Annotated in this window: 17 protein-coding genes; 9 read left to right on the forward strand and 8 right to left on the reverse strand. The window is 70.4% G+C overall.

Translation table 11 applies throughout. From position 1 onward, the window contains the following. Nucleotides 1–712 (reverse strand): aldo/keto reductase (locus AOQ53_RS20640; RefSeq protein ID WP_059419375.1); only part of this gene is annotated, 712 nt, incomplete at its 3' end. A 168-nt stretch (nucleotides 713–880) separates the two neighbouring features. On the opposite strand from AOQ53_RS20640, the gene AOQ53_RS20645 reads away from it, so the two are divergent. Continuing rightward, a complete protein-coding gene (locus AOQ53_RS20645; protein ID WP_059419377.1) occupies nucleotides 881–1,936 on the forward strand; it encodes an LLM class F420-dependent oxidoreductase in 1,056 nt (351 codons plus the stop codon). Between the two features lie 288 nt (nucleotides 1,937–2,224). Beyond that, entirely contained in the window at nucleotides 2,225–3,013 is a 789-nt protein-coding gene (locus AOQ53_RS20650) for a ferritin-like domain-containing protein (RefSeq protein WP_059419479.1), read from the forward strand. Between the two features lie 10 nt (nucleotides 3,014–3,023). On the opposite strand, the gene corA is transcribed toward AOQ53_RS20650, so the two are convergent. Continuing rightward, nucleotides 3,024–4,019, reverse strand: a complete 996-nt coding sequence (gene corA / locus AOQ53_RS20655) for a magnesium/cobalt transporter CorA (protein WP_059419378.1) — start codon at nucleotides 4,017–4,019, stop codon at nucleotides 3,024–3,026. A 61-nt stretch (nucleotides 4,020–4,080) separates the two neighbouring features. Here corA and AOQ53_RS20660 point away from each other — a divergent pair, with 61 nt between their 5' ends. The 4 genes from AOQ53_RS20660 to mshC all read left to right on the forward strand — a co-directional run bounded on the left by AOQ53_RS20660 (nucleotide 4,081) and on the right by mshC (nucleotide 7,554). Continuing rightward, nucleotides 4,081–4,767, forward strand: coding sequence for a histidine phosphatase family protein (locus tag AOQ53_RS20660; RefSeq protein ID WP_059419380.1), 687 nt, complete (start codon nucleotides 4,081–4,083; stop codon nucleotides 4,765–4,767). A 78-nt stretch (nucleotides 4,768–4,845) separates the two neighbouring features. Continuing rightward, the gene (locus AOQ53_RS20665; RefSeq protein ID WP_059419381.1) at nucleotides 4,846–5,436 is read left to right on the forward strand and encodes a DUF3090 domain-containing protein; all 591 of its coding nucleotides are present in this window, start codon (nucleotides 4,846–4,848) and stop codon (nucleotides 5,434–5,436) included. Continuing rightward, complete coding sequence (locus AOQ53_RS20670; RefSeq protein ID WP_059419383.1) at nucleotides 5,400–6,230, forward strand: SCO1664 family protein; 831 nt, start codon at nucleotides 5,400–5,402, stop codon at nucleotides 6,228–6,230. The genes AOQ53_RS20665 and AOQ53_RS20670 overlap by 37 nt, the downstream gene beginning before the upstream one ends. A gap of 94 nt (nucleotides 6,231–6,324) precedes the next feature. After that, nucleotides 6,325–7,554, forward strand: a complete 1,230-nt coding sequence (mshC, locus tag AOQ53_RS20675; RefSeq protein ID WP_059419385.1) for a cysteine--1-D-myo-inosityl 2-amino-2-deoxy-alpha-D-glucopyranoside ligase — start codon at nucleotides 6,325–6,327, stop codon at nucleotides 7,552–7,554. A gap of 447 nt (nucleotides 7,555–8,001) precedes the next feature. Here the strand turns inward: mshC and AOQ53_RS20680 are convergent, their stop codons facing one another. From AOQ53_RS20680 to AOQ53_RS20705, 6 genes are all read right to left on the reverse strand, one after another. After that, nucleotides 8,002–8,985, reverse strand: coding sequence for a PAC2 family protein (locus AOQ53_RS20680; RefSeq protein WP_059419387.1), 984 nt, complete (start codon nucleotides 8,983–8,985; stop codon nucleotides 8,002–8,004). A 157-nt stretch (nucleotides 8,986–9,142) separates the two neighbouring features. Continuing rightward, complete coding sequence (locus AOQ53_RS20685; RefSeq protein ID WP_059419390.1) at nucleotides 9,143–9,814, reverse strand: FadR/GntR family transcriptional regulator; 672 nt, start codon at nucleotides 9,812–9,814, stop codon at nucleotides 9,143–9,145. A 153-nt stretch (nucleotides 9,815–9,967) separates the two neighbouring features. Next, nucleotides 9,968–11,584 (reverse strand): glycerol-3-phosphate dehydrogenase/oxidase, encoded by a 1,617-nt coding sequence (locus tag AOQ53_RS20690; RefSeq protein WP_059419392.1) that lies wholly within the window; start codon nucleotides 11,582–11,584, stop codon nucleotides 9,968–9,970. Between the two features lie 8 nt (nucleotides 11,585–11,592). Continuing rightward, the gene (glpK, locus tag AOQ53_RS20695) at nucleotides 11,593–13,131 is read right to left on the reverse strand and encodes a glycerol kinase GlpK (RefSeq protein WP_059419394.1); all 1,539 of its coding nucleotides are present in this window, start codon (nucleotides 13,129–13,131) and stop codon (nucleotides 11,593–11,595) included. Between the two features lie 83 nt (nucleotides 13,132–13,214). Further along, nucleotides 13,215–14,009 carry an MIP/aquaporin family protein gene (locus AOQ53_RS20700; RefSeq protein ID WP_059419396.1) on the reverse strand — a complete coding sequence of 265 codons (795 nt, stop codon included), beginning with the start codon at nucleotides 14,007–14,009 and terminating at the stop codon, nucleotides 13,215–13,217. 269 nt (nucleotides 14,010–14,278) lie between these two features. Further along, nucleotides 14,279–15,052, reverse strand: coding sequence for an IclR family transcriptional regulator (locus tag AOQ53_RS20705; RefSeq protein WP_059419398.1), 774 nt, complete (start codon nucleotides 15,050–15,052; stop codon nucleotides 14,279–14,281). Nucleotides 15,053–15,403: 351 nt separating this feature from the next. Between AOQ53_RS20705 and metH the strand changes: the two genes are divergently transcribed. From metH to AOQ53_RS20720, 3 genes are all read left to right on the forward strand, one after another. Next, a complete protein-coding gene (gene metH / locus AOQ53_RS20710; RefSeq protein ID WP_059419400.1) occupies nucleotides 15,404–18,925 on the forward strand; it encodes a methionine synthase in 3,522 nt (1,173 codons plus the stop codon). 183 nt (nucleotides 18,926–19,108) lie between these two features. Further along, nucleotides 19,109–19,810, forward strand: coding sequence for an HAD family hydrolase (locus AOQ53_RS20715; RefSeq protein ID WP_059419402.1), 702 nt, complete (start codon nucleotides 19,109–19,111; stop codon nucleotides 19,808–19,810). A gap of 408 nt (nucleotides 19,811–20,218) precedes the next feature. Further along, on the forward strand, nucleotides 20,219–21,823 hold the full coding sequence (locus tag AOQ53_RS20720) for an ABC transporter substrate-binding protein (RefSeq protein WP_059419404.1): 1,605 nt from the start codon (nucleotides 20,219–20,221) through the stop codon (nucleotides 21,821–21,823). Nucleotides 21,824–21,862 lie beyond the last annotated feature (39 nt).

Genomic DNA, 21,862 nt, shown 5'->3' on the forward strand with positions numbered 1-21,862 from the left:
CGAACGGCGCGAGGTGCTCCGAGGCGCCGCGCGAGTCCGGCGGCGTCGTGTCGCCCCGGTACTTGCCCGTCAGCACCCCGCGCCCCAGCGGCGAGGAGGGCAGCAGCCCGATGCCCAGGTCCAGCGCGGCCGGCAGCACCTCGCGCTCGACGCCCCGCTGGAGCAGCGAGTACTCCAGCTGCGTGGCCGCCAGCCGGGTCCGGGTGCCGGGGGCCGCCAGCTGCCAGGTCGCGGCCTTGGCCAGCTGCCAGCCGCAGAAGTTGGAGACGGCGGCGTAGCGGGCACGGCCGCTCGCGACCGCGAGGTCGAGGGCCTGGAGGGTCTCCTCCAGCGGCGTGTCCGGGTCGAAGGCGTGCACGTGCCACAGGTCGACGTAGTCGGTGCCGAGCCGGGAGAGGGAGGCGTCCAGCGCGGAGAGCAGATGGCCGCGGGAGGTGTCGAAGCGGCGGTCGGGGTCCGGCACGCTGCCGGCCTTGGTCGAGATGACGAGGTCCCGGCGGGCCACCAGGCCGTCCATGAGCCTGCCGAGCAGGTACTCGGCCTCCCCGTCGCCGTACACGTCCGCGGTGTCGACGAGGGTCCCGCCCGCTTCCCAGAACGTCTTCATCAGGTCCGCGGCGTCGTGCTCGTCGGTGTCCCGTCCCCAGGTCAGGGTGCCGAGCCCGATCCGGGACACACGCAGGCCGGTGCGGCCGAGATGCCTCTGCTCCATGAACGCCGAGATTACTGGCCAGAACCTTCCGAGTGGGGGGCTGTGGACGGCCGATTTCCGGGGGCCGGCCGAGAGTTGCCCGGCACGACCGCCCACGTCTAGGCCCCCACCGAGCCGCGCGCTAAGGTCTCCGCAGGCGCACGTTACTGATCGGTAAGGGGATTCGGCATGCAGCTCGGTATCAACCTCGGCTACTGGGGTGCCGGAATGGACGCGGACAATCTGGCCGTCGCCCAGGAGGCCGACCGGCTCGGATACGCCGTCTGCTGGGCCGCCGAGGCCTACGGCTCCGACGCCGCCACCGTGCTGACCTGGGTCGCCGCCCAGACCGAACGCATCGACGTCGGCTCCGCCATCTTCCAGATCCCGGCCCGCCAGCCCGCGATGACCGCCATGACGGCCGCCACCCTCGACTCCCTCTCCGGCGGCCGCTTCCGCCTCGGCCTCGGCGTCTCCGGCCCGCAGGTCTCCGAAGGCTGGTACGGCGTCAAGTTCGACAAGCCTCTGGCACGCACGCGTGAGTACGTCGAGATCGTCCGCAAGGCCATGACGCGCGAGCGCCTGTCCTACGAGGGGCAGCACTGGACGCTGCCCCTGCCCGGCGGCCCGGGCAAGCCCATCAAGCTGACCGTGCACCCGCAGCGCGAGCACATTCCGCTGTACATCGCCGCGATCGGCCCGAAGAACCTGGAGCAGACCGGCGAGATCGCCGACGGGGCGCTCCTCATCTTCCCTTCGGCGGACCACCTCGAAGAGACCACGATCAAGCACCTCCGCGCCGGGCGCGAGAAGGCCGGCAAGACGCTCGACGGGTTCGACGTCTGCCCGACCGTCCCGCTCGCCGTCGGTGACGACAAGGACGTCGCCGTGCTCGCCGACACCTTCCGCCCCTACACCGCGCTGTACGTCGGCGGCATGGGCAGCCCCAAGCAGAACTTCTACAACCAGCTCGCCCAGCGCATGGGCTACGAGAAGGAGGCCGCCGAGATCCAGGGCAAGTACCTGTCCGGCGACAAGCAGGGCGCCGCGGCCGCCGTACCGCACGAGCTGATCGACAAGACCACGCTGCTCGGTTCCGTCGACCGGATCGCGGACCGGATGAAGGCCTACGCGGAGGCCGGCGTCACCACCCTGAGCCTCGCCCCGGCGGGCTTCACGCTCGACGAGCGGCTCGCGTCCCTCCGCGCCGGCACGGAGGCCCTGGAGCGCGCCGGGCTCGCGTGACCCGGCGGAGCCCGGCGGAGTTGCCTGCGGCCGTGGTGGGGGCTCGGGGGTCTTCCCCGCCACGGCCGTCACGCGGAACAACGTCGTGCGCCCCCCGGCGGTTACGCCGGGATCTCCCTCGCTCCGGGGGCACGACCGTCCGCAGTGATGCCGGTCTTCCGTGTCCTCCATTCGGCGGACTTGTCCGACGTACCTGTTGCACCACCTGCCGCCCCGCACTTGACTCGTTCTCGGCTTAACCCTGCGGAGTCACGCAGCACGTGCACGAGCGCGGGAGAGGTGCTCACCATGCTTTCGGCCAAGAGTGTGTTCCAGGAGATCCTCGCCAACGACGAGTCCTTCGCCTTGTTCTGCTCCATCGCCGCGAGCGGTGAGTCCCAGGGCGGCTGGGAGAACGGCCGTATCGCCGCGCTCGTTCCCGACAGCGAGCGGGAAATCGCCCCCAAGATCACCCGGCACGGCGCCGACGAGGACAAGCACGGCCGGATCTTCAACGCCCTGATGAAGAAGCGCGGCCTCGACCCCGTCCCGGTCCCGCCGGAGACCGACTACACCATGCTCCTGGAGAAGAACGGCATCGGCCTCGCGCACGAGCGGCTGGGGCGCGACGAGCGGCTCACGGTCCAGGACATCGTCACGTACCTCTCGCACAGCAGGGTCACCGAACAGCGCGCCTCCGAGCAGATGGAACTCCTCCGCAAGCACTTCGCCGACGACCCCGGCATCGGCCGCGCGGTCAGGCAGATCTCCAACGACGAGGACAACCACCTCGCCTACTGCCACGAGGAACTGCTGCGCTTCGCCCACGCGGGCCACGGCCGGGCCATCCAGCGGACCCTGCGCGCGTGCGCGCTCGCCGAGATCCGGATCTACCGGGACGTCAGCCTCGCGGTCATGGCGCACATGGGCCGCATCCTCGGCTGGTCCAGGGTCAAGTCAGCGGTGCTCGCGGCGGGCATCCACGCGCTGTACGCGTACGAACGGCTGGGCGGCTGGCGCCGGATGGTGTCGTTGAAGATGCCCGAGCGCCGCGACGCCCTCGGCGGACCCGCGTCCGCGGCACCCGAGTTCGCCTGAGAGGCCCGGTCTACAACCAGCCCCGGCGCTTGAACAGCCGGAACACCAGCACCTCGAGAACGGCCATCACCGCGATCAGCGCCGGATAGGACCACTCCCAGCGCAGTTCGGGCATGTGCTCGAAGTTCATGCCGTAGATCCCCGCGACCATCGTGGGGATCGCGGCCATGGCCGCCCACGCGGAGATCTTCCGCATGTCGTCGTTCTGCCGGACGCTCATCTGCGCCAGATGCGCGGAGAGGATGTCCGACACCAGCCGGTCCAGGTTCTCCACGGACTCGTTCACGCGCGTGAGGTGGTCGCTCACGTCCCGGAAGAACGGCCGCGCCCGGTCGTCCACGAACGGCACCGCCACGCCGGACGGCGCCGTACCCGCCAGCCGGCTCATCGGCAGGGCCAGCGGCCCGGTCGCCCGGCGGAACTCCAGGACCTGCCGTTTGAAGTTGTAGATCCGGGACGCGGTGTGCCGCGAGCCCGCGTCGTCCGGTGAGAAGACCTCCGCCTCCAGCCCCTCCAGGTCGGCCTGCAACTCGGTCGCGACGTCCAGGTAGTGATCGACGGCGGCGTCGGTGACCGCGTAGAGCACGGAGGTGGGGCCGTTGCCCAGCAGGTCCGGCTCGTGCTCCAGACGGTGCCGTACGGCCTTGAGCGGGCCGCCCTCGCCGTGCCGGACGGTCACGACGAACGAGTCGCCCAGGAAGATCATGATCTCGCCGGCCGAGACGGTGTCGCTCTGCGGCTCGTACGTCACCGGCTTGAGCACCACGAAGAGCGAGTCGTCGTACACCTCCAGCTTGGGCCGCTGGTGGGCCTTGAGGGCGTCCTCCACGGCCAGTGGATGCAGCCCGAACTCCTGGGCCACACGGTCGAATTCGCGCTCCGTCGGCTCGTGCAGCCCGATCCACACGAAACCGCCCGCCGCGCGGGCCTCACCCAGGGCGTCGGAGAAGTCCTCCGGTCCTTCCGACCGGTGTCCGTCGCGGTAGATGGCACAGTCGACGATCACGAAGAGACTCTCCCGTCACTCGAAGGACACCGTACGCGCGCGTGCGCCTACGCTGGACCGCATGCCCACGTTGATCCTGGTCCGGCACGGACGTTCCACCGCCAACACCGAGGGACTGCTCGCCGGCTGGACGCCCGGTGTCGCCCTCGACGAACGCGGCGCGGCGCAGGCCGCCGCGCTGCCCGGGCGGCTCGCCGAGCTGCCCCTCGCCGAGATCGTCACCAGCCCGCTCCAGCGCTGCCAGGAGACGATCCGGCCCCTTCTCCAGGCCCGGCCGGAACTCACCCCGCACACCGACGAGCGCATCGGCGAGTGCCACTACGGCGACTGGTCGGGGCGCAAGCTCGACGAGCTCAAGGACCAGCCCCTGATGGAGGTCGTGCAGGCGCACCCCTCCGCGGCGGCGTTCCCCGGCGGAGAGTCCATGCGGGCCATGCAGACCCGTGCCGCCGAGGCCGTACGCGAGTGGAACGCGCGCGTGGAGCGCGACCACGGCGCCGACGCCGTCTACCTCATGTGCTCGCACGGCGACATCATCAAGTCGCTCGTCGCGGACGCACTCGGACTTCATCTGGACCTCTTCCAGCGGATTTCCGTTGAACCGTGTTCCATCACCGCGATCCGCTACACACGACTGCGACCGTTTCTCGTCCGCCTCGGCGACACGGGCGACTTCACGTCCCTGGTGCCGCGCGAGGAACCGCCGGGCGAGGAGGCCCCCGTCGGGGGCGGTGCGGGCGCACCGTGATCGTCGGCCGCAGTAGGGTGAAGCGGTCGCAGCAGTGCCGTGGTCACACGGCTCCCACGATTCCAATGGAGACAGGACGTGTCCCGTCAGGTGTTCCTCTACGACCATCCGGAGCGTTTCGTGGCCGGTACGGTCGGACTGCCCGGGCGCCGTTCGTTCTTCCTCCAGGCCTCCGCAGGCTCCCGGGTGACCAGCGTGGCCCTGGAGAAGACCCAGGTCGCCGCGCTCGCCGAACGCATGGACGAACTGCTCGACGAGGTCGTACGCCGTAGCGGAGGCAGCGCCGCCGTCCCCGCCGTCGCACCGTCGGAGATCACCGACACCGCTCCGCTGGACACTCCCGTCGAGGAGGAGTTCCGGGTCGGCACCATGGCGCTCGCCTGGGACGGCGAGGAGCAGCTGATGATCGTCGAGGCGCAGGCGCTCGTAGAGCTCGACGCCGACACCGAGGAGGACCTCGCCGAGGCCGAGGAACGGCTGCTCCAGGACGAGGAGAACGGGCCCCCGATGCTGCGGGTCCGGCTCACCGGCGCGCAGGCGAGGGCCTTCGCCAAGCGCGCCCTCGACATCGTCAACGCCGGGCGGCCGCCGTGCCCGCTGTGCAGCCTCCCGCTCGACCCGGAAGGACACGTATGTCCGCGCCAGAACGGATACCGCCGCGGAGCGTGACACCTCCTCCGGACGCCGCCGAACTGCTCGCCCGGGGCGAACTCACCGTGCGCGGACGCATCCGTGAGGCGTCCAACGCGGCCCTGTACTGCACGGTGTCCCACGACGGCCGGGCCGCGGCCTGCATCTACAAGCCGGTCGCCGGGGAGAGGCCCTTGTGGGACTTCCCCGACGGGACGCTCGCCCAGCGTGAGGTGGCCGCGTACGAGGTCTCCGAGGCGACCGGCTGGGGCCTCGTGCCGCCCACCGTGCTGCGGGACGGCCCCTACGGCGAGGGCATGTGCCAGCTGTGGGTCGAGGCGGCGCCGGAGGCGGAGCTGCTCGCGCTGGTCGACGGGGAGGAACCGGAGCCGGGCTGGAAGGCGATCGGCTCCGCCGAGGTCGGCGAGGGCCGCACCGCGCTCCTCGTGCACGCGGACGACGAGCGGCTGCGGCGGCTCGCGGTGCTGGACGCCGTGGTCAACAACGCCGACCGCAAGGGCGGGCACCTGCTGCCGACCGGCGAGGGGCGGCTGTACGGGATCGACCACGGGGTCACCTTCAACGTCGAGAACAAGTTGCGGACCCTGCTGTGGGGGTGGGCGGGGGAGCCCCTCACGCGGGAGGCCGTCGACGTCCTCGAAGGCCTCAGGAAGGACCTGGCGGAGGGCGGTGCCCTCGCCGCCCGTCTCCAGCCGCTGATCACCGGCGCGGAGATCGACGCCACGCGCGCGCGTGTGGGCGCGCTGCTCGCCTCGGGGAAGCATCCGGAGCCGAGCGGGGAGTGGCCCGCGATTCCCTGGCCGCCCGTGTAGCAGCACAGCCGCCGGTTCGCCGCAAGAGCGCCTTCTCGGTCGTCCGGCCCGCTCCCATTCGTATATGGAACTCCAGTCCGGTTAGGCTCAAGGCATGCATGCCTGGCCCGCTTCCGAGGTCCCCGCCCTGCCTGGTCAGGGCCGCGACCTGAGGATCCACGACACCGCGACCGGCGGTCTGGTCACCCTCGACCCCGGTCCCGTCGCCCGTATCTACGTCTGTGGCATCACCCCGTATGACGCCACCCACATAGGACACGCGGCGACCTACAACGCGTTCGACCTTGTGCAGCGCGTGTGGCTCGACACCAAGCGGCAGGTTCACTACGTCCAGAACGTCACCGACGTCGACGACCCGCTCCTGGAGCGGGCGCAGCGCGACGGCATCGACTGGGCCGCGCTCGCCGAGCAGGAGACGGCCCTCTTCCGCGAGGACATGACGGCCCTGCGGATGCTGCCGCCGCGGCAGTACATAGGTGCCGTCGAGGCGATACCCGGGATCGTCCCGCTCGTCGAGCGGCTGCGGGACATGGGCGCGGCGTACGAACTCGAAGGCGACGTGTACTTCTCAGTCGAGTCCGACCCGCACTTCGGCAAGGTCTCCGGGCTGGACGCCGCGGCGATGCGGCTGCTGTCCGCCGAGCGCGGCGGCGACCCGGACCGGCCGGGCAAGAAGAACCCGCTCGACCCGATGCTGTGGATGGCGGCCCGGGAGGGCGAGCCCAGCTGGGACGGCGGATCGCTCGGGCGTGGACGGCCCGGCTGGCACATCGAGTGCGTGGCCATCGCCCTCGACCACCTGGGCATGGGCTTCGACATCCAGGGCGGCGGCTCCGACCTGGCCTTCCCGCACCACGAGATGGGCGCCTCGCACGCCCAGGCCCTGACCGGCGAGTTCCCCATGGCCAAGGCGTACGTGCACGCCGGCATGGTCGCCCTCGACGGCGAGAAGATGTCCAAGTCCAAGGGCAACCTGGTCTTCGTCTCCAGGCTCCGGCGCGACGGCGTCGACCCGGCCGCCATCCGGCTCGCGCTGCTCTCCCACCACTACCGCGCCGACTGGGAGTGGACCGACCAGGTCCTCCAGGACGCCGTCACACGGCTCGGCCGCTGGCGGGCCGCCGTGTCCCGGCCCGACGGACCGCCGGCGGAGGCGCTCGTTGAGGAGATCCGCGAGGCCCTCACGAACGACCTGGACGCCCCGGCCGCACTCACCGCGGTCGACCGCTGGACCGCGCAGCAGGAGCAGCACGGCGGCACGGACGAGGGCGCCCCCGGGGTGGTCTCCCGCGCGGTGGACGCGCTGCTCGGCGTCGCGCTGTAACCGACAACAGACACAGGGGGCGCCTCCCGAGCGGAGACGCCCCCTTTGGTGTGCGGGTGTTGCGGGCTGGCGCGGGCGGGCTGTGCGGGCTCGGGGCGCTGGCTGGCTGCGACGGCTTTGGGTGCCCTGCTGTCTGTTCGTCGCCGACGGGATGGGTGGCGAGGCGCTGCGAGCGGGCCCTGGCGGGCGGCGAGAGCTGCGGTTGCTCGCCGCCGCCCCGGGCCCCGCTCGCGGGCACCGGCGCGGGTGGCAAGGCGCGGCAGTGGAACCCCGGCAGGCGGTGCGGGCCGGGGTTCAGTCGCGTCTCCGGGCGGCTCGTCGCAGGCGGCATGGCGGCGAGGTGCCGCCATGTGGTCCCGGGCAGGCCGCCAGGGCTGCGGGCGCGTCCCCCGGCGCCCGCTCGCCGCCGCCCGGCGGGGGCGGCCCCGCGGCAGGCGAGGTCGCCCCTCAGTCCTCCGACGACTCCTCGTCGTCGGTGCCCGGCTTGGGCGGCTTCGGCGGGCGTGTGCGGCCGCTGGGGTTGTCCCGCAGGTACGACGTGCTGTCGCTGCCGTCCGCCGTGGCGTGGCCGCCGGAGGCGGTCGGTCCGCCGCCGTCGCGGCGGCGGAGATAGCGCTCGAACTCTCGGGCGATCGCCTCGCCCGACGCCTCCGGCAGCTCGGCGGTGTCCCGGGCCTCCTCCAGCGACTGGACGTATTCGGCGACCTCGCTGTCCTCGGCGGCCAGCTGGTCCACGCCGACCTGCCAGGCGCGCGCGTCCTCGGGCAGTTCGCCCAGCGGGATGCGCACGTCGATCAGGTCCTCCAGCCGGTTCAGCAGGGCCAGTGTGGCCTTCGGGTTCGGCGGCTGCGAGACGTAGTGCGGTACGGCTGCCCACAGGGAGACGGCCGGTACCCCCGCGTGCGTGCACGCTTCCTGGAGGACGCCGACGATGCCCGTGGGCCCCTCGTACTTGGTCTCCTCCAGGTCCATGCGGCGGGCCAGGTCCGGGTCGGACGTCGTCCCGCTGATCGGAACCGGACGGGTGTGCGGGGTGTCACCGAGCAGGGCGCCCAGAACGACCACCAGTTCCACGCCGAGTTCGTGCGCGAAGCCGAGCAGTTCGTTGCAGAACGACCGCCATCGCATGGACGGTTCGATACCCCGGACGAGGACCAGGTCGCGTGGCTTGTCCCCGCCGACCCGGACCACCGACAACCTTGTCGTCGGCCACGTGATCTTGCGGACGCCGGCTTCCAGGAACACCGTGGGGCGGTTGACCTGGAAGTCGTAGTAGTCCTCGGCGTCCAGCGCAGCGAAGACCTCGCCCTTCCACTCCCTGTCCAGATGCGCGACCGCGGTGGAGGCGGCGTCGCCGGCATCGTTCCAGCCTTCGAACGCGGCCACCATGACCGGGTCGATCAGCTCGGGAACCCCCTCGAGCTCGATCACCCAGCGCCTCCTTCCGACGTGCCCTCGCGTACCCCCCAACCTTACGGCGTGCCAAGGGGGCGCCCGCAGCCCCCTTGCAGGGGGAGTGACCCCATCACTGCCCCGCGATCCACCCCTGAACACACCGGACTCGTCCGGGCTGTCCGTGAGGTCCTGGTCACAGCGTGGATCGCAGCCACTGCTCCACGCTCGCGATGTGCACCGTCGCCCAGGAACGCGCCGCCTCGGCGTCCCGGTCCCGCAGGGCCGCGAGAATCGCCCGGTGCTCGCGCAGGGTGCGGCCGACCGCGTCCTCCTGGGTCAGGCCGCGCCAGATCCGGGCCCGGGTGGTCGGGCCCGACAGCCCGTCGAGCAGCGAGCACAGAACCGAGTTGCCCGAGCTCTGCACGATGCCCCGGTGGAACTCCAGATCGCTGGCGACGAGGTCCTCCACGGACGGGTCGTCGCCGAGCTTGTCCAGCTGGGCCGTCAGCGCGTCCAGTTGCTGCTCGCTGATCCGCAGGGCCGCCATGGCCGTCGCGGCCGGCTCCAGGATGCGGCGTACGGCCAGGAACTCCAGGACCGTGTCGTCGCGGTGGAAGTCCACGACGAAGCTCAGGGCCTCCAGCAGGAGCTGCGGATCGAGGCTGGTGACGTACGTGCCGTCGCCCTGCCGGACGTCCAGGATCCGGATGAGGGACAGCGCGCGCACGGCCTCCCGCAGGGAGTTGCGGGACAGGCCGAGGTCGGCGGCGAGTTCGCTCTCCTTGGGCAGCCGGTCGCCCGGCCGCAGCGCGCCGGAGACGATCATGTCCTTGATCTTCACGATCGCCTCGTCGGTGACTGCCATGGCCGGCCTCCCTGTCGCTCAAGACCTCCGACGTATCAGGTCATTATGGGGGTCCCGAACGGCGTCGGGAACGCGGGAGGGGCGGCTCCGTCGGCGTGGAACCGCCCCTCCCGGCACCCGGGTCCCCGGGCAACGGGGTCCCCCGGGTCGTGTCTACTTCTTGTCGAGCAGGTCCTGGACCTTGGCGCGGACGTCGTCCGTGGCCAGGCCGCGGATCGTCAGCGTCGTGCGGCGGCGCAGCACGTCGTCCTGCGTCTCGGCCCACTCGTGGTCCCGGGCCCACACGACCTGCGCCCAGATCTCCGGGGCGTCGGGGTGGACGCGCTCGGCGAGCTCGGGGCTCTCGTTGGCCAGGCGGGCGATGTCGAAGGCGAGCGAGCCGTAGTGCGTGGCCAGGTGCCTGGCGGTGTCGGCCGCCATGCGCGGACCGGGCGCCGGGCGGTCGGTCAGCAGCCGGTGGGCGACCGCGCGCGGGTTGGCGATGCCGGGCAGCGGCAGCTTCTTCGGCAGCGAGCTGATGGGCTCGAAGTCGTCGCCCAGGGGGTGGCCCGGCAGCGACTCCAGCTTCTTCATGATCGTGCGGCCGATGTGGCGGAAGGTGGTCCACTTGCCGCCCGCGACGGACAGCATGCCGCCCTTGCCCTCGGTCACGACCGTCTCGCGCTTGGCCTTCGCGGTGTCGCCGGGCCCGCCCGGCAGCACGCGCAGACCGGCGAAGGCGTAGGTGATCAGGTCGCGGCTCAACTGCTGGTCGCGGACGGAGAAGGCGGCCTCGTCGAGGATCTGGGATATGTCCTTCTCGGTGACCGCGACGTCCGCCGGGTCGCCCTCGAACTCCTCGTCGGTGGTCCCCAGCAGCAGCATGTCCTCCCAGGGGAGGGCGAAGGTGATGCGGTACTTGTCGATCGGGGTGGCGAGCGCGGCCTTCCAGGGGGAGGTGCGCTTCAGGACCAGGTGGGCGCCCTTGGACAGCCGGATGGACGGCGCTGCGTTCGCGTCCTCCATGCGGCGCAGGTGGTCGACCCAGGGGCCGGTCGCGTTCAGCACCAGCCGGGCGTTGACGCCGAACTCGTCGCCGGACAGCCGGTCCTTGAGCTCGGCGCCCGTGACGCGGCCCTGGGTGAAGCGCAGGCCGGTCACCTCGGCATGGTTGAGGACGACCGCTCCCGCCTCGACGGCCCCGCGGACCGTCATCAGCGCCATGCGCGCGTCGTTCATCTGGTCGTCGCCGTACACGGCCACGGCCTTGAGGTTCTCGGTGCGCAGCTCGGGCACGTCCTGCGCGGCCTTGGCCGGCGAGAGCAGATGCCCGACGCCGTCACCGAAGGCCGACAGCGCGGAGTAGGCGAAGACGCCCGCCCCGAGCTTCGCCGCGCCGTGCGGCCCGCCCTTGTACACGGGGAGGTAGAAGGTGAGCGGGTTCGCCAGGTGGGGAGCCACCTGCCGGGAGACCGCACGGCGCTCGAAGTGGTTCTCCGCCACCAGCTTCACCGCGCCGGTCTGGAGGTAGCGCAGACCGCCGTGCAGCAGCTTGGAGGAGGCGGAGGAGGTGGCACCGGCGAAGTCACCGGCGTCGACCAGAGCCACCCTGAGGCCGGACTGCGCGGCGTGCCAGGCGGTGGAGATGCCCAGGATGCCGCCGCCGATCACGAGAAGGTCGTACGACGCCTTGGCGAGCTGCTCCCTGGTCTCGGCTCGGCTCGGGTTCGAGCCGGAGGACGGGCGCGTCCCCAGGGCAGGCACGGACTTCAGGGTGGACTGAGTGGTCATGCTGTTTCTTACTCCTCGTCCTCGAGCCAGCCCATGGTCCGCTCGACGGCCTTGAGCCAGTTCTTGTACTCACGGGCGCGGGTCTCCGCGTCCATGCGGGGGGTCCACTCGGCGGCCCGGCGCCAGTTGGCGCGCAGGTCGTCGGTGCTGTTCCAGAAGCCGACGGCGAGGCCGGCGGCGTAGGCGGCGCCGAGGCAGGTGGTCTCGGCGACCATCGGGCGCACCACGGGGGCGTCCACGAAGTCGGCGAGGGTCTGCATCAGCAGGTTGTTGGAGGTCATGCCGCCGTCGACCTTCAGTGCGGCCAGCTCGACGCCGGAGTCCTTCGTCATGGCGTCGGCGATCTCGCGGGTCTGCCAGGCGGTGGCCTCCAGGACGGCACGCGCCAGGTGGGCCTTGGTGACGTACCGGGTCAGGCCGGCGATCACACCGCGGGCGTCGGAGCGCCAGTACGGGGCGAACAGGCCGGAGAAGGCCGGCACGAAGTAGGCACCGCCGTTGTCCTCCACCGACAGCGCGAGCGTCTCGATCTCGGCGGCCGTGGAGATCAGGCCCATCTGGTCGCGCATCCACTGCACCAGCGAACCGGTGACGGCGATCGAGCCTTCCAGGGCGTAGACCGTGTCCTGGTCGCCGATCTTGTAGCCGACGGTCGTCAGCAGGCCGCTGTACGAGTTGATGATCTTGTCACCGGTGTTCATCACCATGAAGGTGCCGGTGCCGTAGGTCGACTTGGTCTCACCCTCGGCGAAACAGGTCTGGCCGAACAGGGCCGCCTGCTGGTCGCCGAGCGCGGAGGCGACCGGGATGCCGCCGAGCAGGTCGCCCAGCTTGCCGCCGGTGATCTCGCCGTAGACCTCGGCGGAGGACCGGATCTCGGGCAGGATCTGCTTCGGGACGCCGATCGACTCGCAGATCTTGTCGTCCCACTGCATGGTGTGCAGGTTCATGAGCATCGTGCGCGAGGCGTTGGTGACGTCCGTGACGTGCTTGCCGCCGTCGGTACCGCCGGTCAGGTTCCAGATGACCCAGCTGTCCATGGTGCCGAAGAGGATGTCGCCCGCCTCGGCGCGCTCCTTCAGCCCGTCGACGTTGTCGAGCAGCCAGCGGGCCTTCGGGCCGGCGAAGTAGGAGGCCAGCGGCAGGCCCGTCTCGCGGCGGAATCGGTCCTGGCCGACGTTGCGGCCGAGCTCGCGGCAGAGGGCGTCGGTGCGGGTGTCCTGCCAGACGATGGCGTTGTGGACGGGCTCACCGGTGTTCCTGTCCCACAGCACGGTCGTCTCGCGCTGGTTGGTGATGCCGATGGCCTTGATGTCGTCACGGGTGATGCCGGCCTTCTCGATGGCTCCGGCGACGACCTCCTGGACGTTGGTCCAGATCTCGGTGGCGTTGTGCTCGACCCAGCCCGGCTTCGGGAAGATCTGCTCGTGTTCCTTCTGGTCGACGGAGACGATCCGGCCGTCGCGGTCGAAGACGATGCAGCGGGAAGAGGTGGTGCCCTGGTCGATGGCGGCGATGAAGGGGCCGGCGGTGTGCGCGTCGGTCACTGTGTGCTCCTGGAAGTTCCGGGTTTATGGGGCTTTACGTACGGCGCGTGCTGGAAGTTTCGCAACGGGCGCGAGGATTGCTTCTAAGCGAATGCGACGTTGTAGATGCCTGCCGCGATGGCGCCGCCGATCAGCGGACCGGCCACCGGGACCCAGGCGTAGCCCCAGTCGGAGCCGCCCTTGTTGGGCAGGGGCAGCAGGGCGTGCACGATGCGCGGACCGAGGTCACGGGCCGGGTTGATCGCGTAGCCCGTCGGGCCGCCGAGGGAAAGGCCGATGGACACCACCACGAGCGCGGTGATCAGCGCGCCCAGTGTGCCGAGGCCGTTGCCCTTGTCGTTCAGACCCTGGGTGAGCACGGCGAGCACCAGCACGACGGTGCCGATGATCTCCGTGGCGAGGTTCTGCCAGGCGACCCGGATCTCGGGCCCGGTGGAGAAGACGCCCAGCACGGGGCCGGCGCCCTTCTCCTGGGCCTCGACGGCCTTGGCCGTGGTGGCCTGCGCGCCCGGACCGCCGACGATCTCGCGGTCGGTGAGGTGGGCGTGGAACTGGCCGTAGTAGGCGATCCAGACCAGGGCGGCACCGATCATGGCGCCGAGGACCTGTCCGGCCCAGTAGACCGGGACGTTCTTCCAGTCGCCGTCCTTGATCGCGATCGCCAGGGTCACGGCGGGGTTCAGATGGGCGCCGGACAGCGGCGCCGTGGTGTAGACCGCCGTGAGCACCGCGAAGCCCCACCCGAAGGTGATGGCGAGCCAGCCGGCGTTGCGGGCCTTGGATGCCTTCAGCGTGACGGCGGCGCAGACTCCGCCGCCGAGGAGGATGAGTATGGCGGTACCGATGGTCTCGCCGATGAAGATGTCGGAGCTGGACACCCGCGACTCCTTTGTCCTTCGTCCAGGGGTGAAGTTCTAATACCGGCCTGGCGTTGTCACACTCTAGCGCGTATTGCCGGTAGCTGTTCGACAATGTCGACCGATGGACGGGAGTCTTGCTTCGGCGTTACGAGCACGTCAAGGGCTGTGTTGTCGAAAACACGATCGTTACTGATCGCCGCGGCCTCGTGGATCTCTGGCGGCAGGTGAGCGCGGGCATGCCGAAGGGCCGGAACGCCCTGCGGCGCCCCGGCCCCCTCGTGTCCCGTTCAGAACCGCCCGGCGCCCAGGTCCCGTGACACCGCGCGGGCGCAGTCCCGGACCGCCGCGATCAGCTCGGGGCGCAGCGCTCGCTCTTCGTCGGACCGGCACAGCCGCTCCACGGCGCCAGTGATGCCGACCGCGCCGACCGGCATGCGCCGCCGGTCGTGGATGGGTGCGGCGAGGGAGGCGACGCCCTCCCAGGTCTCCTCGACGTCCGCCGCGTAACCGCGCGCGCGGGTGACGTCGAGGATGTGCTCGAAGGCCTCCGGCTCGCACACGGTCCGGTCGGTGAACGCCTTGCGGTCGGCCTCCAGGGCCTCGCTGTGCGCCACCGGGTCGTAAGCCGAGAGCACCTTGCCCAGCGCCGTGGAGTGCAGCGGCTGCATGGCCCCGATCTCCAGGACCTGCCGACTGTCGTCGGGCCGGAAGACGTGGTGCACGATCAGCACGCCCTGCTGGTGCAGGACGCCCAGGTAGACGCTCTCGCCGCTGGACCGGGCCAGGTCGTCGGCCCACACCAGGGCGCGCGCCCGCAGCTCGTGCACGTCGAGGTAGGTGGTGCCCAGGCGCAGCAGCTCCGCGCCGAGCTGGTAGCGCCCGGAAGCGTCGTCCTGCTCCACGAAGCCCTCCTGCTGGAGGGTGCGCAGTATGCCGTGGGCGGTGCCCTTGGCCAGGCCCAGCGACGAGGCGATGTCGGACAGGCCGAGCCGCCGCTCGCCGCCCGCGAGCAGCCGCAGCATCGCGGCCGCCCGTTCGAGCGACTGGATGTTCCGTGCCATCGCCGTACTGCCTCCGTCCCCTTCGACCGCCGACCAGCGGCGCCCGCAGCCTTTGTTCGGCAATGCCGAACACTACCGGTCGTTGCCGACCTCTCGCTAATGGCGGGTCACCATTTGTTGCGCCGGCGGGTCGCCATGTGGCGCACCGGCGACGCGCCGGGGTGGGTCACAGGCGGCTCATCAGTGGCACAACGGCCGTCCGGGACGCCATGCGCGTCCGTCCCGTGGACGCCCTGCCCATCCCGGCCCGCTCCCGGTTACGCTGGCGCCGTGCGCCTTTTCCCCGGATGCCCCCCGTGTGTCCGGGCAGCCGCATAGCCGACAGCCGTCGCACTCGAGGGAGCCCTTTACATGGCCTCGTTGCCACCGACCCCTTCCGCAGACAGCCGGACCCGTGTGTCCGCCCTCCGAGAGGCCCTGGCCACCCGTGTGGTGGTGGCGGACGGGGCGATGGGCACCATGCTCCAGGCGCAGGACCCGACGCTCGAGGACTTCGAGAATCTCGAAGGCTGTAACGAGATCCTCAACGTGACCCGGCCGGACATCGTCCGTTCCGTCCACGACGCGTACTTCGCGGTCGGCGTCGACTGCGTCGAGACCAACACCTTCGGCGCCAACCACACGGCCGCGGCCGAGTACGAGATCTCCGACCGGGTGCACGAGCTGTCCGAGGCGGGTGCCCGGATCGCCCGCGAGGTGGCCGACGAGTACGCCGCCGCAGACGGCCGGCCGCGCTGGGTGCTCGGCTCGATCGGCCCCGGCACCAAGCTGCCCACGCTCGGCCACGTCACATACAGCACCATCCGCGACGGCTACCAGGCCAATGCCGAGGGGCTGCTCGCCGGTGGCGCGGACGCGCTGCTCGTGGAGACCACGCAGGACCTGCTCCAGACGAAGGCCTCCGTCCTCGGCGCCCGCCGGGCCATGGAGGCCATCGGCGTCGAGGTGCCCCTGCTGTGCTCGATGGCCTTCGAGACCACCGGCACGATGCTGCTCGGCTCCGAGATCGGCGCGGCGCTGACCGCGCTGGAGCCGCTCGGCATCGACATGATCGGTCTGAACTGCTCCACCGGTCCGGCCGAGATGAGCGAGCACCTGCGCTACCTGACGCGCCACTCGCGCATCCCGCTGCTGTGCATGCCGAACGCCGGCCTGCCGATCCTCACCAAGGACGGCGCCCACTTCCCGCTCGACCCCCAGGGCCTGGCCGACGCCCAGCAGAACTTCGTCCGGGACTACGGCCTCTCCCTGGTCGGCGGCTGCTGCGGCACTACCCCCGAGCACCTGCGCCAGCTCGTCGAGCGCGTCCGGGAGGTCACCCCGAGCGAGCGTGATCCGCAGCCCGAGCCGGGTGCCGCTTCCCTCTACCAGAGCGTGCCGTTCCGGCAGGACACGTCCTATCTGGCCATCGGTGAGCGCACGAACGCCAACGGTTCGAAGAAGTTCCGCGAGGCCATGCTTGAGGGCCGCTGGGACGACTGTGTGGAGATGGCCCGGGAGCAGATCCGCGAGGGCGCGCACATGCTCGACCTGTGCGTGGACTACGTCGGCCGCGACGGCGTGGCCGACATGGAGGAGCTGGCCGGCCGCTTCGCGACCGCCTCGACGCTGCCGATCGTGCTGGACTCCACCGAGGTCGAGGTGATCCGGGCCGGTCTGGAGAAGCTCGGCGGCCGCGCGGTGATCAACTCGGTGAACTACGAGGACGGTGACGGCCCCGAGTCCCGCTTCGCCAAGGTCACCCAGCTGGCGCGGGAGCACGGTGCCGCGCTGATCGCGCTGACCATCGACGAGGAGGGCCAGGCCCGCACGGCCGAGAAGAAGGTCGAGATCGCCGAACGGCTGATCGACGACCTGACCGGGAACTGGGGCATCCACGAGGAGGACATCCTCGTCGACTGCCTGACCTTCACCATCTGCACCGGCCAGGAGGAGTCCCGGGGGGACGGCATCGCCACCATCGAGGGCATCCGCGAGCTCAAGCGCCGCCACCCGAAGGTGCAGACCACGCTGGGCCTGTCGAACATCTCCTTCGGCCTCAACCCGGCCGCCCGCATCCTGCTGAACTCCGTCTTCCTGGACGAGTGCGTCAAGGCGGGCCTGGACTCGGCGATCGTGCACGCGAGCAAGATCCTGCCGATCGCCCGCTTCAGCGAGGAGGAGGTCCAGACGGCTCTGGACCTGATCTACGACCGCCGCGCCGAGGGCTACGACCCGCTCCAGAAGCTGATGCAGCTGTTCGAGGGTGCCACCGCCAAGTCGCTCAAGGCCGGCAAGGCCGAGGAGCTGGCCGCCCTGCCGCTGGACGAGCGCCTGAAGCGGCGCATCATCGACGGCGAGCGCAACGGACTGGAAGCGGACCTGGACGAGGCCCTCCAGTCCCGGCCCGCGCTCGACATCGTCAATGAGACGCTGCTGGAGGGCATGAAGGTCGTCGGCGAGCTGTTCGGCTCCGGCCAGATGCAGCTGCCGTTCGTGCTCCAGTCGGCCGAGGTGATGAAGACCGCCGTCGCCCACCTCGAACCGCACATGGAGAAGGTCGAGGGCGACGAGGCCGGCAAGGGCACGATCGTGCTGGCCACCGTGCGCGGTGATGTGCACGACATCGGCAAGAACCTCGTCGACATCATCCTGACCAACAACGGCTACAACGTCGTCAACCTGGGGATCAAGCAGCCGGTCTCGGCGATCCTGGAAGCGGCCGAGGAGCACAAGGCCGACGTCATCGGCATGTCCGGTCTCCTGGTCAAGTCCACGGTGATCATGAAGGAGAACCTGGAGGAGCTGAACCAGCGCGACCTGGCGGCGAAGTACCCGGTCATCCTCGGCGGCGCCGCCCTCACCCGCGCCTACGTCGAGCAGGACCTGCACGAGATCTACCAGGGTGAGGTCCGCTACGCCCGCGACGCCTTCGAGGGCCTGCGCCTCATGGACGCCCTGATCGGCGTCAAGCGGGGCGTGCCCGGGGCGAAGCTGCCCGAGCTGAAGCAGCGCCGGGTCCGGGCCACCGCCCCGGCCGCCGTGGAGGAGCGCCCCGAGGAGGGGCACGTCCGCTCCGACGTCGCCACCGACAACCCCGTGCCCGAGCCGCCCTTCCGCGGTACCCGCGTGATCAAGGGCATCCAGCTCAAGGAGTACGCGTCCTGGCTGGACGAGGGCGCCCTGTTCAAGGGCCAGTGGGGCCTCAAGCAGGCCCGCACCGGCGAGGGCCCGTCGTACGAGGAGTTGGTCGAGACCGAGGGCCGGCCCCGGCTGCGCGGGCTGCTGGACAAGCTCCAGACGGAGAACCTGCTGGAGGCGGCCGTGGTCTACGGCTACTTCCCGTGCGTCTCCAAGGACGACGACCTGGTCATCCTGGACGAGCAGGGCAACGAGCGCACCCGCTTCACCTTCCCGCGCCAGCGCCGCGGCCGGCGCCTGTGCCTGGCCGACTTCTTCCGCCCGGAGGAGTCCGGCGAGACGGACGTCGTGGGTCTCCAGGTCGTCACCGTCGGCTCGCGCATCGGCGAGGAGACCGCGCGTCTGTTCGAGTCCAACGCCTACCGCGATTACCTCGAACTGCACGGCCTGTCCGTGCAGTTGGCCGAGGCGCTCGCCGAGTACTGGCACGCGCGCGTGCGCTCCGAACTCGGCTTCGCCGGTGAGGACCCGGGCGAGATGCAGGGGATGTTCGAGCTGAAGTACCGGGGCGCCCGCTTCTCCCTCGGCTACGGCGCCTGCCCCAACCTGGAGGACCGCGCCAAGATCGCCGACCTGCTCCAGCCGGAGCGCATCGGCGTCCACCTGTCCGAGGAGTTCCAACTGCACCCCGAGCAGTCCACGGACGCCATCGTGATCCATCACCCGGAGGCGAAGTACTTCAACGCCCGCTGAGCCGCCCCGCTGAGCCGCCCCACCGGGCACACACCACAGAGGCCCCCGGCGTACACACGGTGTGCCCGGGGGCACAGCGGTTAAACGAGGCACTTCCTCCGCGCGCGACGTAGACTGGTCGGTCCACTGCAGGCCGGTTCCCATGTGGGAACCGGCCTGATCGTCCCTCAAGGAGGTAGGTGGATGACCAGTACGGTTCCCGCGCTCGGTACACGTACGGCCGAAGGCTCGGCCCTACAGGCCGTGCTCCTCGACATGGACGGCACCCTGGTGGACACGGAGGGCTTCTGGTGGGACGTCGAGGTCGAGGTCTTCGCCTCCCTCGGCCACGTGCTCGACGAGTCCTGGCGCCATGTCGTGGTCGGCGGCCCCATGACCCGCAGCGCGGGGTTCCTGATCGAGGTCACCGGCGCGGACATCACCCTCGAGGAGCTCACCGTGCTCCTGAACGACGGCTTCGAGGAGCGCATCGGCCGCGCCCTGCCGCTGATGCCCGGCGCCGGGCGGCTGCTGGCCGAACTGTACGAGTACGAGATCCCCACCGCCCTGGTCTCCGCCTCGCACCGGCGCATCATCGACCGGGTGCTGACCTCCCTGGGCGCCCATCACTTCGCCCTGACCGTGGCCGGCGACGAGGTGCCGCGCACCAAGCCCCACCCCGACCCGTACCTGGCGGCCGCCGCCGGGCTCGGCGCCGACCCCACCCGGTGCGCCGTCATCGAGGACACCGCGACCGGAGTCGCCGCCGCGGAGGCCGCTGGCTGCCAGGTCGTGGCGGTGCCTTCCGTGGCCCCCATCGCCCCGGCCCTCAGGCGTACGGTCGTCACCTCTCTCGAAGAGGTCGACCTGACATTTCTGCACGGCCTGATGACGGAAATGCGCTAGGTGTTCACCCAGCGTGCAGCGGTGTTAGGACGGTAATTCCGAAGGTGAATTCGAACTCCTCGGAGGATCGAATTCCTGTGCCTTCGAACCCGTTTACGGGTGTGACGTTCCCCACGCAGTCCGGGGTCGACGCCAAGTCCGGCGTGTGCTGCGTACCCCCTCCGGGGGGCTGTCGGCGTGCCTTTGTGTCCCGATTGATGGAACGCTGCACCAAAGCTTCCACTGTCGGGTTTTCGGTGTGTCCACGCCCGGTTCCGCAGCGTGATGGGTGCTCAACTCCGGTGGCGGCGAACCCTCCTGCCGACCGCGACTAATCTCGTCGCGAGAACATCGCCCCACCCCCGTGATCCGCTGCGCCACCCCTGCATGCCGGGTACACGGAGTCGACAGCTCTGGAGAAACTCGAGCATGAACCGCAAGACTTTGGTGCTGCCGGCCGTGATCGGCCTGCTCGCGCCGGTGCTCGCCGCCTGTGGCGGGTCCGACAGCGGGAGCGACAACGGCGGCGCGATCGTCGTCGGCACCACGGACCGGTTCACCGCCTCGAAGGACGCCCCCGCGCCCCTCGACCCGGCGTACGCCTACGACGTCGGCACCTGGAACATCCTGCGCCAGGCCGTGCAGACCCTGATGATCCAGCCGCGCGGCGAGGGCGAGCCGGTACCGGAGGCCGCCGAACGATGCGGCTTCACCGACACCGGCAACGAGCGCTACGCCTGCACCCTGCGTGACGGCCTGAAGTTCGCGAACGGCGACCCCGTCACCGCGGCCGACGTCAAGTACTCGATCGACCGGGCCCGTTCCCTCAAGGCCGACAGCGGCGTGTTCGCGCTGCTGTCCACCATCGACACCGTCGAGACGCAGGGCGACCGCGAGGTCATCTTCCACCTCAAGACCGCCGACGCGACCTTCCCGTACAAGCTGTCCACACCGGTCGCCGGCATCGTCGACCCCGACGAGTACCCGAAGAACAAGCTGCGCGACGGCTTCGACCTCCAGGGCTCCGGCCCGTACACCCTCAAGGCCGACGTCGAGAACGGCGAGCTGGTCAAGGCCGAGTTCACCCGGAACCCCGACTACAAGGGGAGCCTGAAGGTGAACAACGACAAGATCGACATGGTCTCCTTCAAGGACGCCGACGCCATGGGCAAGGCGCTGAACAAGGGCGACATCGACCTGATGACCCGCGCCATGTCGCCCGACCAGATCCGCAAGCTCTCGGGCGACGCGGACACCGGCGTCGACCTCGTCGAGATGCCCGGTCTGGAGATCCGCTACCTGGGCTTCAACACCGACGCCCCGACCGTGAAGTCCAAGGCCGTGCGCCAGGCGATGGCCCAGATCGTCAACCGCAGCGAGCTGGTCTCCAAGGTCTACGGCTCCCAGGCCGAGCCGCTGTACTCGCTGGTCCCGGCCAGCGTCACGGGCCACTCCAACTCGTTCTTCAACAAGTACGGCGACCCGAACGTCACCAAGGCCCGCTCCCTGCTGAACCGGGCGAACATCACCACCCCGGTGAAGCTGACGCTGCACTACACCACCGACCACTACGGACCGGCCACCAAGAAGGAGTTCGAGGTCCTGCGCGACCAGCTGAACTCCAGCGGCCTGTTCGAGGCCGGCATCAAGGGCACACCGTGGGACACGTTCCGCCCGGCCGAGAAGAAGGGCGAGTACGACGTCTACGGCATGGGCTGGTTCCCGGACTTCCCGGACGCCGACAACTTCCTCGCTCCGTTCCTGGACAAGGACAACACCCTCGGCTCGCCGTACGACAACGACCGGATCCGCACCACCCTGATCCCGGAGTCCCGCCGTGAGGCGGACCGGCTGTCCGCCTCATCCAGCCTGACGGACATTCAGGACATCGTCGCCTCCGACGTGCCGGTGCTGCCGCTGTGGCAGGGCAAGCAGTACGTCGCCGCGCGCGACGACATCACGGGTACCGCGTACGCGCTCAACTCCTCGTCGACGCTCCAGTTGTGGGAGCTCGGCCGGGGCGTGAGTGGCTGACGGACCCGCTGGGACCCCAGGGCCGGTGACCGCGGCCCC

It is taken from the genome of Streptomyces azureus, from assembly GCF_001270025.1.
In the GTDB taxonomy this organism is placed as follows: domain Bacteria; phylum Actinomycetota; class Actinomycetes; order Streptomycetales; family Streptomycetaceae; genus Streptomyces; species Streptomyces azureus.